The 17,423-nt window shown below is 59.9% G+C and carries 19 protein-coding genes and 3 pseudogenes; 12 read left to right on the plus strand and 10 right to left on the minus strand.

Features of this window, described 5'->3' with window-relative positions:
• The 3 genes and pseudogenes from HV670_RS30675 to HV670_RS27330 all read left to right on the plus strand — a co-directional run.
• A pseudogene (locus HV670_RS30675) lies at positions 1-363 on the plus strand (Pnap_2097 family protein); the annotation flags it as partial.
• 961 nt (positions 364-1,324) lie between these two features.
• Positions 1,325-2,008 (plus strand): glutathione S-transferase C-terminal domain-containing protein, encoded by a 684-nt coding sequence (locus HV670_RS27325; protein ID WP_175108112.1) that lies wholly within the window; start codon positions 1,325-1,327, stop codon positions 2,006-2,008.
• Between the two features lie 782 nt (positions 2,009-2,790).
• A complete protein-coding gene (locus tag HV670_RS27330) occupies positions 2,791-3,240 on the plus strand; it encodes an ester cyclase (RefSeq protein ID WP_175108113.1) in 450 nt (149 codons plus the stop codon).
• Between the two features lie 212 nt (positions 3,241-3,452).
• Here the strand turns inward: HV670_RS27330 and HV670_RS27335 are convergent, their stop codons facing one another.
• Both HV670_RS27335 and HV670_RS27340 read right to left on the minus strand, forming a co-directional pair.
• Positions 3,453-3,821 carry a response regulator gene (locus HV670_RS27335; protein ID WP_175108114.1) on the minus strand — a complete coding sequence of 123 codons (369 nt, stop codon included), beginning with the start codon at positions 3,819-3,821 and terminating at the stop codon, positions 3,453-3,455.
• A 370-nt stretch (positions 3,822-4,191) separates the two neighbouring features.
• Positions 4,192-4,638 (minus strand): zinc-binding dehydrogenase, encoded by a 447-nt coding sequence (locus tag HV670_RS27340; protein ID WP_175108125.1) that lies wholly within the window; start codon positions 4,636-4,638, stop codon positions 4,192-4,194.
• Here HV670_RS27340 and HV670_RS27345 point away from each other — a divergent pair.
• Positions 4,544-4,984, plus strand: coding sequence for a zinc-binding dehydrogenase (locus HV670_RS27345; protein WP_175108124.1), 441 nt, complete (start codon positions 4,544-4,546; stop codon positions 4,982-4,984). The two genes, HV670_RS27340 and HV670_RS27345, sit on opposite strands and share 95 nt — an antisense overlap.
• Positions 4,985-5,097: 113 nt before the next feature.
• Here HV670_RS27345 and HV670_RS27350 read toward each other — a convergent pair whose 3' ends face one another.
• The gene (locus tag HV670_RS27350; protein ID WP_175108115.1) at positions 5,098-5,667 is read right to left on the minus strand and encodes a TetR/AcrR family transcriptional regulator; all 570 of its coding nucleotides are present in this window, start codon (positions 5,665-5,667) and stop codon (positions 5,098-5,100) included.
• A gap of 104 nt (positions 5,668-5,771) precedes the next feature.
• On the opposite strand from HV670_RS27350, the gene HV670_RS27355 reads away from it, so the two are divergent.
• The 3 genes and pseudogenes from HV670_RS27355 to HV670_RS27365 form a co-directional block, all read left to right on the plus strand.
• Positions 5,772-6,560: an SDR family NAD(P)-dependent oxidoreductase gene (locus tag HV670_RS27355; RefSeq protein WP_175108126.1), complete on the plus strand. Its 789-nt coding sequence runs from the start codon at positions 5,772-5,774 to the stop codon at positions 6,558-6,560.
• Between the two features lie 233 nt (positions 6,561-6,793).
• Positions 6,794-7,502: pseudogene (locus HV670_RS27360) on the plus strand (GlxA family transcriptional regulator).
• Between the two features lie 97 nt (positions 7,503-7,599).
• Positions 7,600-8,544 (plus strand): annotated as a pseudogene (locus tag HV670_RS27365) (methyl-accepting chemotaxis protein); the annotation flags it as partial.
• Between the two features lie 312 nt (positions 8,545-8,856).
• On the opposite strand, the gene HV670_RS27370 reads toward HV670_RS27365, so the two are convergent.
• The 3 genes from HV670_RS27370 to HV670_RS27380 form a co-directional block, all read right to left on the minus strand.
• Positions 8,857-9,186 (minus strand): helix-turn-helix domain-containing protein, encoded by a 330-nt coding sequence (locus HV670_RS27370; RefSeq protein ID WP_175108116.1) that lies wholly within the window; start codon positions 9,184-9,186, stop codon positions 8,857-8,859.
• A gap of 40 nt (positions 9,187-9,226) precedes the next feature.
• A complete protein-coding gene (locus HV670_RS27375; protein ID WP_175108127.1) occupies positions 9,227-9,493 on the minus strand; it encodes a type II toxin-antitoxin system RelE/ParE family toxin in 267 nt (88 codons plus the stop codon).
• Positions 9,494-9,709: 216 nt separating this feature from the next.
• Complete coding sequence (locus HV670_RS27380) at positions 9,710-9,943, minus strand: hypothetical protein (protein ID WP_175108117.1); 234 nt, start codon at positions 9,941-9,943, stop codon at positions 9,710-9,712.
• A 276-nt stretch (positions 9,944-10,219) separates the two neighbouring features.
• Between HV670_RS27380 and HV670_RS27385 the strand changes: the two genes are divergently transcribed.
• From HV670_RS27385 to HV670_RS27395, 4 genes are all read left to right on the plus strand, one after another.
• The gene (locus HV670_RS27385) at positions 10,220-10,489 is read left to right on the plus strand and encodes a hypothetical protein (RefSeq protein WP_175108118.1); all 270 of its coding nucleotides are present in this window, start codon (positions 10,220-10,222) and stop codon (positions 10,487-10,489) included.
• Between the two features lie 399 nt (positions 10,490-10,888).
• Positions 10,889-11,011: a hypothetical protein gene (locus HV670_RS31955; protein WP_281362473.1), complete on the plus strand. Its 123-nt coding sequence runs from the start codon at positions 10,889-10,891 to the stop codon at positions 11,009-11,011.
• A complete protein-coding gene (locus HV670_RS27390) occupies positions 11,008-11,286 on the plus strand; it encodes a hypothetical protein (RefSeq protein ID WP_175108119.1) in 279 nt (92 codons plus the stop codon). The genes HV670_RS31955 and HV670_RS27390 overlap by 4 nt, the downstream gene beginning before the upstream one ends.
• A 213-nt stretch (positions 11,287-11,499) precedes the next feature.
• A complete protein-coding gene (locus HV670_RS27395) occupies positions 11,500-11,856 on the plus strand; it encodes a hypothetical protein (RefSeq protein ID WP_175108120.1) in 357 nt (118 codons plus the stop codon).
• Positions 11,857-12,142: 286 nt separating this feature from the next.
• Here HV670_RS27395 and HV670_RS27400 read toward each other — a convergent pair whose 3' ends face one another.
• On the minus strand, positions 12,143-12,622 hold the full coding sequence (locus HV670_RS27400; protein WP_175108121.1) for an RES family NAD+ phosphorylase: 480 nt from the start codon (positions 12,620-12,622) through the stop codon (positions 12,143-12,145).
• Positions 12,619-13,200, minus strand: coding sequence for a type II RES/Xre toxin-antitoxin system antitoxin (gene parS, locus HV670_RS27405; RefSeq protein WP_246257998.1), 582 nt, complete (start codon positions 13,198-13,200; stop codon positions 12,619-12,621). Before parS ends, HV670_RS27400 begins: the two co-directional genes overlap by 4 nt.
• A gap of 262 nt (positions 13,201-13,462) precedes the next feature.
• Here parS and HV670_RS31410 point away from each other — a divergent pair, with 262 nt between their 5' ends.
• Positions 13,463-13,858, plus strand: a complete 396-nt coding sequence (locus tag HV670_RS31410; protein ID WP_246257999.1) for a recombinase family protein — start codon at positions 13,463-13,465, stop codon at positions 13,856-13,858.
• A 431-nt stretch (positions 13,859-14,289) separates the two neighbouring features.
• Here the strand turns inward: HV670_RS31410 and HV670_RS27415 are convergent, their stop codons facing one another.
• Both HV670_RS27415 and HV670_RS27420 read right to left on the minus strand, forming a co-directional pair.
• Complete coding sequence (locus tag HV670_RS27415; RefSeq protein WP_175108122.1) at positions 14,290-15,957, minus strand: ATP-dependent DNA ligase; 1,668 nt, start codon at positions 15,955-15,957, stop codon at positions 14,290-14,292.
• Positions 15,954-17,000 (minus strand): ligase-associated DNA damage response exonuclease, encoded by a 1,047-nt coding sequence (locus tag HV670_RS27420; protein ID WP_175108123.1) that lies wholly within the window; start codon positions 16,998-17,000, stop codon positions 15,954-15,956. Before HV670_RS27420 ends, HV670_RS27415 begins: the two co-directional genes overlap by 4 nt.
• Positions 17,001-17,423: the final 423 nt, after the last annotated feature.

A 17,423-nucleotide genomic window follows, 5' to 3' on the forward strand; every position in this document is an offset into this window, starting at 1 on the left:
TGGACATGGCGTGGCGTGGCAAGCAGTTTCGCGCCGGGCAGGGGCGCGAGCGGTTGCCCTTCACAAATGCCGATCGTGTCGAGAACGACTGGATCGAATTTCTGCCATGTCTACTTTGCAAGCTTTCAATCCTTTGTTGACCGTGCCGAATGGCAGCGCCACCGGTTCCGCGAGCCACCCGTTATCGCAGGCCGCGAGTTGTTCTTCTACGGCAACATTGATGTTGGTGACACCCTTGGACTGCGCGTGGTCGCGGAGCATAAGGATGAACGCGGCCTTGTCCATTGGTGCGAGCTTCGTCGTGGCAGCGACCAGCAGAAGATTGCCGACGTAGTAACAAGCAAGCATTGGAGGCAGCGATGAACCGCGAGGGCGATATGCGCGGCGACCGGGACTTCGATCGCGGCGGTAGCGCCTGCCGTCTGAACGCCAACATGCTGCGAAGCTGGGTGGCCGCTTAGGAAGAACTGAATGCGATCGTCAGCGCGCGTATGGCCAGTCATTCGTGCAGCTTCCGGTTGCCTGGACGGTCGCGTCTGTTGGAACGCATGCCGGCTGCGCCCGAGGCCCGGTGGATGGTCATCAGCTCCTTAACCTGGCGCCGGCTCGGCTGGAGCCGCTCGGCGGCTTGCCCCGTCATCAGAACACCATCGACAAGTCAGGATCGTCCTGAGCCCGCCAACCCCGCGCATGGACATGGTGATCGTCCAGGATGCCGCTATGCGAGCCTCTCATTGCTTGGTCAGCTCGCATGAGACGCGACGTTTCAGTGTTGCAACTCTCTCTAACGGAAAAGCTCTCCTGTTTGAGTTGGGCAGTTTTGCGCTGCCGGCATTCACACCGCTTGCAGCGGCACCACCAATTGCGCGAGGTCGCTTACTGTGCGCGAATCTTGAGGCGTCGTGGGCCGAATGAGAAGCCGGGCTTGTTTGGCGAAGCTCGGTCGCGATGACTGTCTTAAGCCGTAAGCGGGACCATCGCAGATCGGGCTCGTGACACTGCACTGGGTCGACTCCGGGCATCGACGTCACTTCAAAGCGGTCATTGGCAGAGCATAGAAAGCGATCCTGCGCAAATGACCACGATGGCAGACGACGCGACGCACATCATCGGTGGCCGAACGGCCGTTGACGGAGCGAAGCAGTCGCACGAATGTCCAAACGACGGCCGCGACGAATGACTCTTCCTGGCCGCATTCTGCCGGACCAGTCAGTTCCATGCGCCGCCGACGGCGATCGGCAGCGGCTAGTATCGATGGCGGTTATATTCGTCTGCCAGCCTCAGGGTTGATCCTCGGTCGCACGAACGCATCGGGAGGCAGTACATGCTGACGCTCTACTCGTATCCGGATCTGTTTGGTGTAGCGGACAACAATCCATTCGGATTGAAAGTCTTCGCGTTTCTTCGACTGTGCCGCCTGTCGTTCAAGCACCGGCACATTCTCGATACCGCACAAGCGCCGCGCGGCCAGTTACCCTACCTCGTCGATAGTGCCGACATGATCGGCGATAGTGATGCGATCGTGGCGCACATCAAACGCAAGTACCGGCCGTCGATCGACAACGGGCTCTCGCCCGGCCAATTGAACCTCGACCTGCTGGTTCGCCGGACGTTGGACGACTTGTACTGGCCGATGAGCTATTCCCGCTGGCGCGACGACCGCTTCTGGCCGGCCTTCCGGCACGCGCTTCTGACCATCCATCCGCGGATCGCGCCAGCCGAACTGGATGCCGCGAGGGAGTACAACCGCCAGCGGTACTACTATCAGGGCATCGGCCGCTACGAGCCCGAGCAGGTCTATATGCGGGGTATCAGCGACCTCGAAGTCATCGCAGACCTGCTGGGCGAACGCGGCTTTGTGTTTGGCGCGCAGTCGGCGAGCCTCGATGCCGGCATCTACGGGTTCGTCGCGAATATCTACTTCTATCGGATCGATACGCCGCTGAAGCAGTATGTGTTGTCACGGCCAAACCTGGTGCGCCATTGCCTTGCCGTGCATGAAGCGTGAAGGGTCGTGCGCCAAGGTCCGCTATCTGAGTGAAGGTAGCGGGCGAACGGCTCCTGATGGCCGGCTACTGTCCGATATCGATCGACCGCACGCGACCCCTTGAGTTGCACAGAAACTCATTCCCTACCGTCCGCTCCCGCGGAGGCACGAGGCGCTCGCCGACGACCCTTCGGCCCCGCACTCCTTCACAGGAACGTCGGCGATGACGTCTGCCACCTCGCAAAGACACTCGGTCTCGACAGGCTCGATGGTGGCGGTGAGCCCCGTCGCCAGACCGACATGGTGTTCGAATAAGGCTTTAAGTTCAGGGCGCAGTCCATCGCCGCGTTGGGCCGCAAGGGCATGAAGCGAGAGAAATGGCAGCATGGTTGGACTCCAGTCAATGAAGGACAGGCGAGCCCTACGCCTATGAGCGAATTGGCGACCGGGCGCCCGCAAGATCTATGTGATTCGAGCGCACCATTCCTCGTGCGTCGACCTCGTCTACTGTGCGATCGCATGGACAAGATATGGCAGAGGGTCGGCGCGGGCACTCCGATTCTTGCTGTCTAATTGTTGCGAATACAAGGTAACGTCATGCCGTGTTGTCGTCCTTGCTTCTCCGTCGTGATGCACCACAGAAACGACGCGCGTAACGACTATCGTTTCGATAAGCGCCGTGTCGGCTTATCGAGTATTGCAGCAAGAAACGAGGTGCGGCTGGCTGCCTGGACCACTATCGTGCGGACAGAGGGCAGCGTTTTCGCTTCCCTTTCTCAACTACAGTCAATGAGGAATTCACCATGTCCAAGGAAGATGACAACAAGGCCGTCGTGGGCCGCTGGTTCACCGATTTCTGGGGCAAGACCTGCAACCTCGACATCGTCGATGAACTTGCCGCTCCCGACATGCTTCTTCAATACTCGCTGCACGAATCGCGCCGTGGCCGCGACGATATCAAGGCATTCATGACCGATTTCCGCGAAGCGTTCCCGGACCCCAACTTCTGGGGGGCTGCCGATCTCATCGCCGAGGGGGACTTTGTAGTTGGCCGCCGGGAGGGTGGAGGCACACATACCGGTCCGGCATTCAACGATTTCCTCATTGGATCGTTGCCTGCTGCAACCGGCCGGAAAATGCGCTTCACCGGCACGACCGTGCTACGGCTCAAAGACGGCAAGATAGTTGAAGAGATCGGGCTGGACGACGGCGTGACCGCACTGCAGCAACTTGGACTGATTAACGCGGCGTGATCGAAGGCGAAGCGCTTCCGCGGTCTTCCGGCAACGCTGTGCGCATCTAACGCCATAACAGGCCGGGTGCACCCCGACCTGTTCTATGAACATGGTGCTAACCGTGAAGGTCAGCTTTGCGGCAACGAGGGGCGTTCGAAGCGATAAAGGTGATCGTCGCCTGCTGGCCGGATTGGGAAGTTCACGCCGGATCGAATTGACCAACCTCGTAGTCAAGGGGGCGAACTCGGTCTTGCCAAAAGACGTTCTATCGACGCGATCATAGCCTTCGTGGGCACCGGCTTCTGCCAAAATTCATCCCAGATCGGTGTGGCCGAAATTGATTTATAGTCCGCGCTGGTCAGGACGACAGGCACCGTCGCCAATTTCGGTACGAGTTTGAGTTGGCGACAAAACTCCACGCCCCCCATTCCGGGCATCGAGTGGTCCGTGACAATAAGAGCCGGATGTATCTCGTTTGCCGCAGCAAGGCCAGCGCTCCCATCGACCGCCGTCACAACGCTATAGCCGTTCATTCGCAGCAAACGCTGCCACGCCTCGAGAATTTCGAGATCATCATCCACAAGAAGAATCGTCTGCATAACTTCACCCGGCCTTGTCCCTTCCATTTCCCCGGATCCATCGACAACCGCGAAGCGCAACTAGTCAAAAGCCGACACCCGAACGTCGGACCAATGCCCAAGGCGGGCGACGCTTCATGGCTGGTTACTGCCTGGCAGGGATTGGCGGCACGCGGACCCACAACGGACCTCCGGCGTGCGGGAAAGCGGACACCCACGAATTGCGCTTCGCGCCGCGAAGGAGGGGGTCCGAATGTTCGCTAACCGGAAATCGGACGCCACATTCCTGGCGCGATCGCAGCACGATCTCTGCATATCAGTGGGCACCGCCACGACAGGGCAAGTGGAGACTACCCCTCGTTTCGGGCTGCAGAGGAATGCGAAATCAACACTACGCTTCAATCTCGCTCACGTCGATGACCAGCTTGCCAGCCGCCTGTCCTGGTTCCAGCTTGTGATGCGCGTCGGCCACCTGCGCCAGACTGAAACGCTGCGGATCCAGTAACGGCTTGATTTGACCATCATCCACGAGACGCCTGATCGCATCGAGGTTCAATCCCTGCGCTTCGCGGTCCTGCCCGAACATAATCGGGATGAGCACCAGTACTGTATGCAGATTGGCGCCTCGCAGATACAAGGGAGCGAGATTGTGCGTCGCTGCGCCCACCACGGTGATCACGTCGCCTGCAGGACGAATCATCTGAGAAGCTGCGTCCAGCAATGAACCACCTACGGTGTCGAAGATGACATCGAAGCCCCCGCCGTCGTACGAGCGTGTGGCAGAGATAGCTGGCCCGGGGGGCGTGTCAAAGGCAATCGATTGCGTGGCTGGCCAGATCGGCGCCGATGTCTCGCGTTCTCTTGCCCCCGGCGGAAAAATGGTTGTGTATGGCGCGCTCTCGACCCATCAACAGACCGAGGCAGAAAAACTCGCCATCCCGATTTTCTCCCGCTCGATCATTTACGAGACCAAGATCGTCCAGGGCTTTTTCCTCCTGCGCTGGTTCGCAACCACACCGCAAGAGCAGGTTAGGACGGCCATTGGAGAAGCCTTCGAACTGGTCGCCAGCGGAATTCTTCGAGTTCCTGAGGGAAAGCCGCTCGCGTTCAAGCAGTTTGCCGAGGCAGTCGCTCTTGTGGAAGCACCAGCCCATGAGACGAAGCCGCTGCTTGTGCCGAACTAGAGCGGCTCCGGCAGCCGTGCTCTCGGGCCTGCTCGGTATGTTTAGGCGCGGCGATTAGACAATCAAATTCAGCGCTGCTGCTATACAGATGACACTGAAACGCGTCCCACCCATTAGATCTTGCGTTTGGCTGCCTTCGCCATCTTGTCGCTAATCCAGGAATGGGTCTGCTCCAGCACTTCATCGGAGAGCTGCGGGTCGTCGGCAAGGCGCGCCAGGATCACAGCGCCGACCATGGCCGCATAACTCCCGATCGCGGCCCGACGCGCTTCGGCGGCATTGGTGCCCGGCGCACTTTGGCTGAAGCGCTCGATCTGGCGTCGCAATCCGGCCGTCATTGCCGCGCGCGCTTCCGGCGCCTGCCGGATGGTTTCTGCGCCAAGTCCCGCAGTTGGACATCCGCCGGCGAAATCGTCGCGGTGGCTCGGTGTCAGATAACTAGCGGCATAGTTAGCCAGATCGGCCTCCGTATCCGCCCCTGCCTCCAGGACGTGCGCCAAGGTGTGAGCGATCAAGTCGTCCTTGGACTTAAAGTACCCGTAAAAGCCGCCGTGTGTTAGCCCGGCGGCCTTCATCACCTCGGCCACCGTGACGGCCTCGAACCCGCTCGACCGGAATAAACCACCGGCCGCATCCAGAATTTTTCGACGGTTCTCGGCGACTTGCTCGCGACTGACCTTCATTTGAACCTCTCCATCATTGCTTGACATTTTACATGATGGCTCTCATGATTGCAATCATGACTACGGTCATGAATAAGCATGACCGCATCTTGAAGGAGATCCACATGACCGCAGATCCGAGTGTCCTGATCACCGGCGCATCCGCGGGCATTGGCGCTATGTATGCTGACCGCTTCGCAAGGCGTGGCCACAGCCTCGTGCTCGTGGCGCGCGACCGCGACCGCATGGAAGCAATCGCCGAGCGCCTGCGCCGCGAGGCTGGTGTGACTGTCGACATCCTCCCGGCTGACCTCACCAATTCCGCAGAGCTTGCCCAGGTCGAGGCGCGGTGGCGTGACGACGAGCACATCGGCATTCTGGTCAACAACGCCGGCGCCAGTGTCGCGGGCAGCTTCGCGGATCAGAGTCCGGATGACCTGGCCGCGCTCATTAGCCTGAACACGACAGCGTTGACTCGACTCGCGAGCGCCGTCACACCTCGCTTCGTCCAGGCCGGCAAAGGCGCCATCATCAACATAGGCTCGGTCGTGGGTCTTGCGCCTGAATTCGGCCTCGCCGTCTATGGTGCGACGAAGGCCTTCGTCCTCTTCCTGACCCAAGGTCTTCACCTCGAACTGGGGCCAAAGGGAATCTACGCGCAGGCCGTGCTGCCATCTGCCACGAGGACTGAAATCTGGGCGCGCTCCGGCAGAGATGTAAATACTCTTCCGGCGGTTATGGAGGTCGACGAGTTGGTGGATGCGGCTCTTGTCGGATACGACCGCCGGGAAACCGTCACTATCCCGCCCTTGCCAGATGCCGAGCAGTGGAGCACGTTCGACGCTGCCCGGCTGGCTATGCTTCCGAATTTCATGCAGGCCCATGCCGCAGAACGGTATCGCAACGCCGCCTGAACCCGTGGAGGCCGGCCTTCATTGAGGTGCGGCCTCGATCGCTCGATCGGTTTTTCCCGCGGGCAAAGTCACCGGCGTTCGCGCATGCACCGCACTTTACGATTTGTTGGGGAACCGCGTCACTGACCCATGAATCGGCGCAGTCATCGGCTCACGGCAGCGGCACGCAAGCACTGCTGTTAGCGTCCGTCCTGAGTATTTTATGTTCCACTTTTACGGAGATCATTACGGGCATGCTCTCGAAGAAGATTGGCTTCGCCGTCTTTCCAGGTATTCAGGCAATGAACATGGCGGTGATCACTGCTTTCGAGGTTGCCAATATAGTTCTCGGCGAGGATGCGTACGATGTCATGCTGGTGTCGGAGGAAGGCGGTTCGGTGCGGTCTTCAGTGGGCTTCTGTGTCAATACTGAGCCATTTGGCGACACGATTTTTGACACGGTCATAATCGGATCGGGCATGCGGCCAAAGCCCGCAACGCCCCGTCCGCTCGAGTTCGCGCGAAGGCTTATCATGGAATGGATGTCGCGCGTTACGTTGTGCGGAACCTTGTGGTCTATCACCGGCGAGCAGGCGGTCAATCGCAGCATTCGGCCTTACTCGAACTAGAACCGAAGGCGGACCGCATTCAGAAAGCCTTGGACTATGCAAAAAGAAATCTGAAGAGCACGCTATCTGTAGAAGAATTGGCTGAAGCAGCCCACTCAGCACAAGACAATTTGCCAGGACGTTCCGCGCCGAGACGAGGCAGTCACCCGCCAAAGCCGTGGAGAATCTTCGCGTGAAGACGGCCCGGCTGGTGATGGAGCAGGGCCGCAATTCGATGGACGAAGTTGCTAACGAAACAGGCTTTGCCAATCGAGAGCGCATGCGTCGTGCTTTCTTGCGGGCGCTGGGACAACCACCACAGACTGTTCGTCGGAATTCCAGGTCTGCCGTTTGACGACTTGGCTCCGCACGGTAGCGACGAGATCCATCCGGTCCAACGCCACTGGCCGGCAAGCGCCCGCTCGCCGGCCGGCAAGTTTTCAGACTTCAGTCTGCTCTTGGTGCTGCTCAACCGGGGCATCTTCCGCTCGCTGGGCGGTGAGCCGTCCTACGCCGCCGAGATTGCCAACCAGATTGCCAATAACGATCTGACTGCCGTGGTGAAGACGGCGCCGGACGACCGCTCGAGCCTGCTGTTTTCGATGAAGCGTATGCAGGAGCAGCTCGCACAAACGATTGGCACGATCAAACTATCCGCCGACTCGATCGCTACCGCCACGCACCAGATCGCCGCGGGCAACCAGGACCTGTCACAGCGCACCGAAGAGCAGGCCGCCTCGCTCGAGGAAACGGCATCGAGCATGGAGCAATTGACCTCGACCTTCACCCAGAACGCCGACAATGCGAGTCAGGCGAATCAGCTCGCTGCGCAGGCTTCCCAGGGGGCGGAGCAGGGTGGCACCGTGGTGTCGCGTGTGGTCGAAACGATGGAGGGCATCAACGCCAGCTCGGACAAGATCACCAACATTGTCGGCATCATCGAGGGTATCGCCTTCCAGACCAATATCCTTGCATCGAACGCAGCGGTCGAAGCGGCGCGGGCGGGCGAGCAGGGGCGAGGCTTCGCAGTGGTGGCCTCGGAAGTGCGTTCGCTGGCCCAACGCTCCTGGACGGCCGCGAAGGAAATCAAGTACTTGATCCACGATTCCGTGCAGCGGGTGCAGACCGGCGCCGGCCATGTCCGGGAGGCGGGTGAGAAGATGCGTGAGATAACGCACGAGATCAGGCGCGTGACCGACATCATAAGTAAGATCACCGCCGCATCTCAGGAACAGAGCAAGGGCATCGGCCAAGTCAACCAGGCTGTCACGCAGATGGATGTCATCACGCAGCAGAACGCGGCGCTGGTCGAGCAGGCGGCGGCCAGCTCGCTTGAGTCGCAGGCGGGTGATCTGAAAGCGTCCGTTTCGATGTTCAGGCTGAGCGGCCCAATTTGAGCCATTCAGTCAAACTTTGAGAATGTCCGCTTGCGGTTTCCTTTGGGCCCGACGTCGGCCTACCGTGGTGATGTCCGCGGCAACGTTCGAAGTCGAGGGGGGCGACCAGCCGCGCCGCTCGAGGCGCTGCGCGAGCTGCCTCACTAGCTCGGCCTTCCCGTGCATGTCGGCGGCGTCGGTCATGCCGAGATCTGCGTACGCGTTGCCGCTGCCTTGCTCAACACGGGCCACGATCAGGTCGCTTGTGCTGGCTGATGGGTTATGTCGCACGTGCGGAAAGCGTCCTTGCTATTCTTAAATTGCCGAACGAGATCAGCGGCCTTTGATCTCTCGAAGCGAGCGTTTGAACGCCTTCAGGTCCTTCGTCGCGAAAAGTTGGTTGCGGCCCATCTTGCTAGACGCCTTCAACTTGCCGTCGCGTACGCAGCGCCGGAAAGTCGACATCGAGACTTCTAGGTAATCAGCGGCTTCTACCGACGTAAACTCATCCTCGGCGAGGTGGCCAAACACCTCCTCGTGGCTAACGTTGTCCTGCGTAGACTGCAAAGCCTGCCGACCCAGAATGGCGAAAAAGCGCATCTGTTCGGAGCTGGGCAGCGTCTTCAGATCCTGGAAAACGCTCTCGGCGGTCTGCTGGTTCATTGCAATAACTCCTACGATTTCAGGTACTTTTTAAGGGCCGCTAGAAATTTTCGTGCGAGCCGACCTGACAAAAATCAATTAGCAGCAACTCAACGTCTACGCCTTCTGCCTGCATCTCATCGTCAGTGGGAGGCCGATAGGCGACCAGATATTCCTGACGATTGTGCTTGAATTTGTAGACCCAGATCCCACTCAGATCGCCTGCCTTTTGCTCCCCTATGTTGGGGTCAGCGCAGATGTCCTCTACAGCGTCCTCAATGGCGAGCTGAAGTGGCCCGTGCTGTTTTTTGACAAAGGCGTGGAACAGCGGCTTGTAGTTGGGCTTCCTTGGTGAGTTCTTATGAGCTCAAAAACGAGTATATATGATGTCAGCATGTATGGCAACGCTTGAGACATCACATCCGCATACCTGGAAGCGTGTCACGGGTTGGCACGTTATCGGCTAGGTTTGCCTATCGCGTTCCGGTCGAGTCGAAGTACGCGTTTTTTGAGATCGCGATTGAGCGTGTCTAGCAGAACTGCGTTAGTTTTTGCAGAAAGGGCAGCGTGCCTTGCGGCCCAAGAAGTAGGCGATCCGCTCCGCGTTCGCGCCGGAAGGGTGAGGCAATCCATGCAGGATCCGGCCGGCGGGGATCAGGCCACGCTTTTCGAACCATTCCAATTGCAGTAGGAACGGTGTGCGCACCATGTTCGGCGTACCGTTGTAGTTCGCGCCGTCGACAAACACCGGATGACGCAGGATCGACGTGGTCTGCACCAGATGATAAAGAACTTGTCGACGTATTCCGTCGGTTTGAAGCCTCGCCGGCGCGACAACCAGTCCCGCGCATCCTCCGCATTTACATAGGTGCGCGAGCCTGGCTGAAAGTCTTAAGAGGGTCCTTGCTCTTGGGATTCGCTGCGTTGCGCACGCTCTTCTCATCCATATTCGCCAGGAAGCCTGGTAACAGGAACAGCGTCACGCGACTGGCCGCCTTCCTGCAATCGCAATACTATCCAGCAACGCGGTACCTAACCCTTCCGGAGGGGCAACATGGCAAATGTGGAACAGTTTAAGGACGACCTGGAAAACAGCGCGGATGGCCTGGCTGGGGGAAGCCGGGGTGACTTCATGGAAGCCCTGGGGGAGGCCGTGTATATGCGCGTCGCAGGTCACCAGCTGGACAGCATCATTTCCGCGTACCTGACGCTGCAGGAGGTTCTGGATGTGAACGTGGGCAAGTTGGACGACGAGGCCGACGAGGCGATCGAAAACGCGACCAGCGAATTTAATGAGACGGTCGGGAAGATCCTGGGGGTGTAGTCGCTCGCACGGGGTGGTCTCACGCAGTCGGGTGGCCGGACGCTTATGATAGAAGTCGGCCGCGACCGCGTCGAGCGGTTTGCGCCCTGGGCGGTCCGATACCTGCCGGCGCCTACAGACGTGCCAGCGACCATTCCCCTTGATTGAGGAGATCACGATGCATGAATATCAGGACAAGGAGCGTCGCGCTGGGCATCTGGGTCCTCTTGGATCTGGCGTGCGCTGTCACGGCCTTATTTGCGCGGCGGCCAAAAGAAAAAAGCCCGCCGAAGCGGGCCCAAAACCATAACCAACGCTGTCACCCGCTGGCGATAGCACACTAGCATGAGGGAAATGAAGGGTCCATCGCACTTACAAAGCGTTGCTGGTGCTGTCTGTCCCTTATCAGGAGGAGAAACCATGGCAGACCCGCAGAAAATCCGTTTGACGCTGGCGCCGGCCGGCGATGAGGGTGACCGATTCGGTGAGGGATACCAGCGCGCGCTGCGCCACTTCTATGACCAACTGCGCGCGGGCCGATGAAGGTCATACCGCGGATCTTCACGAGGGACAGTGCGGGTGCGGCCGGCAGTCTGGTCGGCGAGTTCATGATCCCGCTCGCGTCGATCGTCGGGCCCGTGCTCGCGGCGGCGGTGACCGCGTGGTTTCGGGGCCCGGCCGGACGCAAGCTGCGTCTGAGCGGGCGAGCGGGCCGGCATTCGGTTTCTCGAGTTCTTCGCGTCGGCGATCCGCAACCCGCACACGTTGTGAAGACAGCGCGTGCCACCCACCGGTCGATTTCCGCCATCAAGCCGTAACGCTCTGCTGCGGGAATGAACCCATCGGGCAGAATTATCGTTCCGCCAATCATCGTCACCGCCGATGCGAGCCATGTCCCTCTGACCTGATCCTTATCTGATTAAACTACGCCTTGAATCGAGTCAGGCGGGGCGCGCCCATGCATTTCCGTCCGCGACGCCCCGGTTTCGGTCGACGTGGCGTGCCGACAGAATATTGAACGTGGCGGCTCAATGCGGTTTCGTCGCCCAACACACGACGGACGGACACCCAGGGAAAACGATGGCCCACTTTCCTGGCTGGACCTCCCGACGACCGATGCGGATGATGCTGCGGGCATGCAGCGGCGATGGATGCCAAGCGAGTACGACCAGATCGATGGAGGCACGTTTGCCGGTCGGTTTCAGCAACTGGGTTTTCAAGACATCCTCGTGGCCGCCGAGCGACAGAATCGCACGGTGCTGAAGCAGCAATATTTCCCCGCCGATTACTGCACAGTAAGCCTCATCCGTTCGGGTCTCGGGGCAGGCGCGATGTTGCCTCCACGCGCTTTGCAAAAGGAGTGCCGGCTACATGCCCGGGAACAATGACTACGAAGTTCTTTTACCGCCAAGCGAGATCGTCTTTTTCCGGATCCATAGGATCGGTTTCTATAGGCAGGCGACACATTGGGTACGACTTGCCGGGAGGCGGACGCCAGATGCTGTTTCTCGAAGCCTTAATCGGAGTTATCTGGGTTCGCGGTGCCGCGTTCCCCGACGAAGAGGACCCGGATGAGCGGAGTGAGCAGCATAGTTTTCGCAAACACATCTGACACAGGCGAATGCTGAATCGACGGCCCAACGCCCGCGCCCTAGCGCCGCGTACGCCATACCGCTACATGCGCAGACGGGCGTCGTAGATCCACTTGCGTAGCTTCGTCGCTGTGATAACTATGGCGTCCGGATGCTGTGGGTTTATAAGCACATTAAACTCCTCCGGAACAATGACGGAAGGCACAAGCAGAAGCGCGGACTTCTTTTCGGTTGCCCACGCCTCGCCAACGTCGAGGCTCACCCTCCCCGTCGGGATGGCATTCCAGCCGACCGGTCCGTTGTCTGCGCTCACGACCATAGCCTTGTCGAAGACCTCGTCCGGCACGTCGAGTCGCACAAGGTAGCGGTTCAGAGGCAGATCATCGGCATTCCAGTGCACAACGGTTTCCAGACAAGCGAGCGCGATACTGGCTGCACAGTACAAAACCGCAGTGCCGGACCTGTTCCATCGGCCGCCGGTTCGCTTCGCCCCCTCGCCTGTCAGATCGTCCGAAGTGTAGTCGGGCGTATCAGTGGCGATTCGCCACGCCGCTACAGTCATGCGTAAGCCCCGCTTTGCATTTTCGCGAGAAGCCCCGAGATCACTTCCTGACCTTCGACCGTATCCATCAACTCGGCAGGACGTATGCCCCCAAGTGCGTTGTTGGGACGCTCCAGCCATTGCCCCGCCCATTGGGCCGCGTCAAAGTTAGTCGGGTCGCCGGATTGCTCCACTATTTTCCTGACCTGGCCTACCAGTTTCATCAGGCCAACGACACGTTCCGACTGTTCCTGCGATAGGTTCTGTTTGTTCCGTGCTTTCCGGTCGACAGTCGCACGCGGCAGCCCGAGTCGCTTAAACAGCTGGTCTTTGGTCGTGTGGAGCGAACTGGCCAGATCGATCAGGCCGTCCGCGGCGATTCCGCCCTTGATTAGCTCAATGCGCTCCATCGGGCCCGCTTCATAAATCCGGACGAAGTCGCGCACGGTGCGAGGCGTACGACTGACAGCGGTTTTGGTCGCTTGCGTGAAAAGCGGCGCAGCAGCTGCTGCAGTTGCTGTCTTCGCAGTCGGTGCGCGCTTACGTATGGTGACTGACATGATTGGTGCCTCCGCATTTGAGCATTTAGTATAGGTCAAACGAGCAGCTCATGGCGAATATCGATTTCATGCCTTGCGTGCTGCAGCGGTTTGCTGGCTGTCGAAATTCGTGTCGAAATTCGCTTTGCTAAAAAACCCGGCCAGCGGCGGCTGGGATGCGTGTCGCACCAACTACTGAGCAGCAGGACATTGCGCGCCCAGGAGGAAATCGCCCGCAGCGCCGGAGCAGCGGGCTACTACGCCGCCGGCGTTTACCGCGAGAAGGCCTTCGGGGCGCGCGGATCGCCCCGAGCTGTTGCGCATGATTGGCGACAAGGGCGCGCGCCTCGCGGTGCCCGGTGTCATCGATCTTTCCGAACTTGGCTGCGACGCCCCGGGAGTCGCCAGGGTCGTCCTGGAGTCGGTTCAGGACATGCTGTTGAAACCCGCGCTGCAAATAGCGCGCGACGACTACGAAGATCGCCGGGAACGACAGCGGCAAGGTGTTGAACTCGCCAAACACGCAACGCTATGCCCGCCGCTGCGCAGTGCGATGATGCGACGGTGGGTGGCGGTGTCGGTCTTCCGTCCGACGTACTTGCCTGCCAACCGCAAAACTTGCCCGGTGCAGTCAAAGCCAGGTCAAGCGCGTCTGAGCGATGGCCCAGCAGAAAAACGGCACCGCATAGGGCAGTCATTGCGACACAACATTGGTTAAGCTACAGATTTGGTTGAAATCCGAGAGCCGATCGACACAACTTTGGTCGAAAGGGAAATCTGCTTCGAAGGCCCATCCCGTCTAGTTCAGCGGGGAATTTTTGCGAAACGAAGGATGGTTACAGGCTGTGTGAGCGGTGGACGAGCGGCAGCACGCAACGCGTCAACCCAATGATCTCGTGTCTATAAGATCGGATGAGGGGCACGTCCGAACCGGGTCGATGCTCCGTCGAGTGAATCGCACAGCCCGACGCGCGCTGACACTCCTGCGCCTGGATTCCAAGAATGTCATTTGCGCTTCCAAGCATGGAACATCAGTACTTGCTTTCCACATTGGCACGGCGAGCCTGACGACGGTACCGAGGGGCCCTTGCCCATCTCCGGGATCACGATCCGGACGCATCGCGCCGACAATCGGATCCTGAGGCGCATTCATGGCTGCGCCTCATTCAAAAAGCCCTTGAGCATTTCAAGCGTATCGGCGTCCTCGATTGCCTTATCGGTCCGCCATCGCAGCATCCGCGGGAAGCGCACCGCAATGCCTGACTTATGTCGTGGGCTCGCCTGAATCCTTTCAAATCCGATTTCGAACACGAGCGTCGGCGTCACACGGCGGACCGGTCCGAACTTGTCGATCGTCGTTTTTCGGACAACGGCATCGACCTTGCGCATTTCCTCATCGGTGAGCCCGGAATAGGCTTTGGTAAACGGCACGAGCGTACGAACGCCGTCGGCTTCATCCCAGACTGCAAAGGTGAAATCCGTATAGAGACTTGCACGTCGACCATGGCCACGTTGGGCATACAGCAGCACGGCATCGACCGAGTACGGATCGACCTTCCATTTCCACCAGGTACCCGATGCCTTGGTACGTCCGACGCCGTACATCGACGCGCGCTCCTTGAGCATTAGCCCTTCGACATTGCGTGCTCGGCTCTCCTCCCGCAATTTGGCCATCGCTGTCCAATCCGGGGCGATGACGTGTGGCGATACACGTAGCAGGTCGACCGCAAGTGTTTCGGCTAGCGACCGTGCGAGCGCATGCAGTCGCGAACGCCGCGCCTCAAGCCGTTCGGTACGCAGATCGCGCCCCTCTGCCTCGAGCAAGTCATACGCAAGCATCGCAGCCGGAGATTCGGCGAGCACTTTCCGGGTCAGCGACTTGCGCGTAATGCGTGGCTGCAAACGCGCGAACGGCAGGGGTGTGTCGGCACCGGGTTCCCAAGCGAGAATTTCGCCGTCGATGACGGTGCCATCGGGCAACGCCTCGCCGAGCGATGCGAGTTCTGGAAAGCGCTCAGTCACGAGATCTTCACCACGTGACCAGATCCATACGCGGCCCGCGCGTTTGACCAGTTGTGCCCGAATGCCGTCCCATTTCCATTCGACGATCCAGTTCGATGTCGGGCCTAGCGTTGCCGCGTCGGCCTGCAATGGATGCGCGAGGAAGAACGGATACGGCAGGCCCCTATCGCTTTCATGCGGCATGCCGACGTTGTCGCCCTCGGCCGCCGGTGCGATCAGCCGAAGATAGCGTGCGGCGTCAGGCGCCTGACGCGAATCGGTCCATCCGACCATGCGTTGCGCGATGTGTTTGTGTTCGACGCCTGCGACCTGCGCAAGCGCGCGCACGACGAGTTGTCGTGATACGCCCACACGAAAACCACCTCCGATAAGCTTTGTGAGCAAAAAGCGCTCGCTCCAGTTCAATTCATCCCAGTAGCCGATCAAACGTGCGCGCAACTCGATCGGACTGCTACCGCGCAGTGTGAGCACGCGTCCCTCGATCCATTGCGCCAATCCAAGTTCCGATTCACGGGTCGCGGGTGGCAGCACATGGGCGATCGTTTCGGCCAGATCGCCGACCGCCTGATACGACTCTTCAAACAACCATTCGGGCAGAGCCGCACGATCGCGCGCACATTCGACAAGCACACGTGTCGGCACAGTCTGGCGAGGTTTTCCACCCGCAAGGAAGTACGATGCCCATGCCGCGTCTTCGGGCTGTGCGTCCGAAAAGTACGCGATTAATGCCGCGAGCTTCTCGTTGGTGGAGGTCGTCGCATCGAGCGCCGTATAGAGTGTCGCGAAGCGTTTCATTGCGGCGTGCTCTCTGTCGGGGCTTGCTCGGCATCGGCCTCGATCCCGTCGTCGCCATATTCGGTCGTGAAAGCGCCGGCATCGAGCCCTTGCTCCGCAAGCCATCGCACCATTGGCTCGATCTGGCCGTGCGTGACGATCACGCGCTCGGCGCCGGTCGCACCAATGGCGTGTTGCAAGCCCGGCCAGTCTGCGTGGTCCGACAGCACGAAGCCGCGATCGACAGCACGTCTGCGTCGTGTGCCGCGCAAACGCATCCAGCCCGACGCGAATGCGTCGCTATAGTCAGCAAAGCGCCGCATCCACGCAGTGCCTTGAGCGGACGGCGGCGCGATAATCAGCGCGTCTTTGAATAGGGCCTTGTCGCGGATCGGGATGTCGCTGACCAGCCGCGTGACGGGCAAGTCGACACCCGCGTCGCGATAGGCGCGATTCAACGGCTCGACGGCGCCATGACAGAAAATCGGGCCGATGCCCCGATCCACGCCTGCGAGCACGCGCTGCGCTTTCCCGAACGCATAGCAGAACAGCACCGACGCACGTCCTCCGGCCGCGTTACGCCGCCACCATGCGTCAATGCTGTCGAAAATCGCTTGCGATGGCTCCCATCGGTAAATGGGTAAGCCGAAGGTCGACTCGGTGATGAAGGTGTCGCAACGTACGGGTTCGAACGGTGTGCACGTCGGATCGGTTTCGACCTTGTAATCGCCTGATGCGACCCACACGCGCCCGGCGTGTTCGACCCGCACTTGTGACGAGCCGAGGACGTGTCCCGCCGGATGCAGCGATACACGTACGCCATCGATGTCGATGTGTTCGCCGTAGGGCAGGCCCTGGACGTCGATGCCGGGCAAGCGGGACAGCAGGACTCCGAGGCCCGCTTCCGCAGTCAGATAGCGCGCATGGCCGAAGCGCGCATGATCCGAGTGCGCATGGGTAATGACGGCGCGCTCGACAGGTCGCCACGGATCGATATAAAAGTCGCCCGCCGGACAATAGAGTCCTTCAGAACGGGCGATGATCAGATCGGAGGCATTGTCCATAGGTGTCAATTTGTCGGTGAAGGCGGGACCCTTGGTTCGAGGCATCGCAAGACCGCGGCGTCGGACGTGGGTCGTGTACACCGCTGTAGCTAAACCCGTTCCCACTCGCCCGCTGTGCGGTCAGGGCGTCTGTCACCGATACCTTGGATCGAAGCGTCGCCGCGACTGCCCGGCTCATGACGTCGACGCTGCCGCCATGAGGCGAACGGGCGACGCGAAGAAGCGTACGAGCCCAAATATTGACGTTGCATTGCGGCACAAACTAGCCTATTCGCGTTCCTGGGATTAGAGTATTCGCACTGAGGACGATGACGGAAATTTTCAAGGTAGTTGTCGCCTCGACGATTAAATCTCAGGCGGCTTTTCGCTCCTGGTTACTGCGCTGTGGGGCGCCGTCCTGGTTGTCGATGCGATCCGGGTTCA

Source organism: Pararobbsia alpina (genome assembly GCF_902859895.1).
Lineage (GTDB): Bacteria > Pseudomonadota > Gammaproteobacteria > Burkholderiales > Burkholderiaceae > Pararobbsia > Pararobbsia alpina.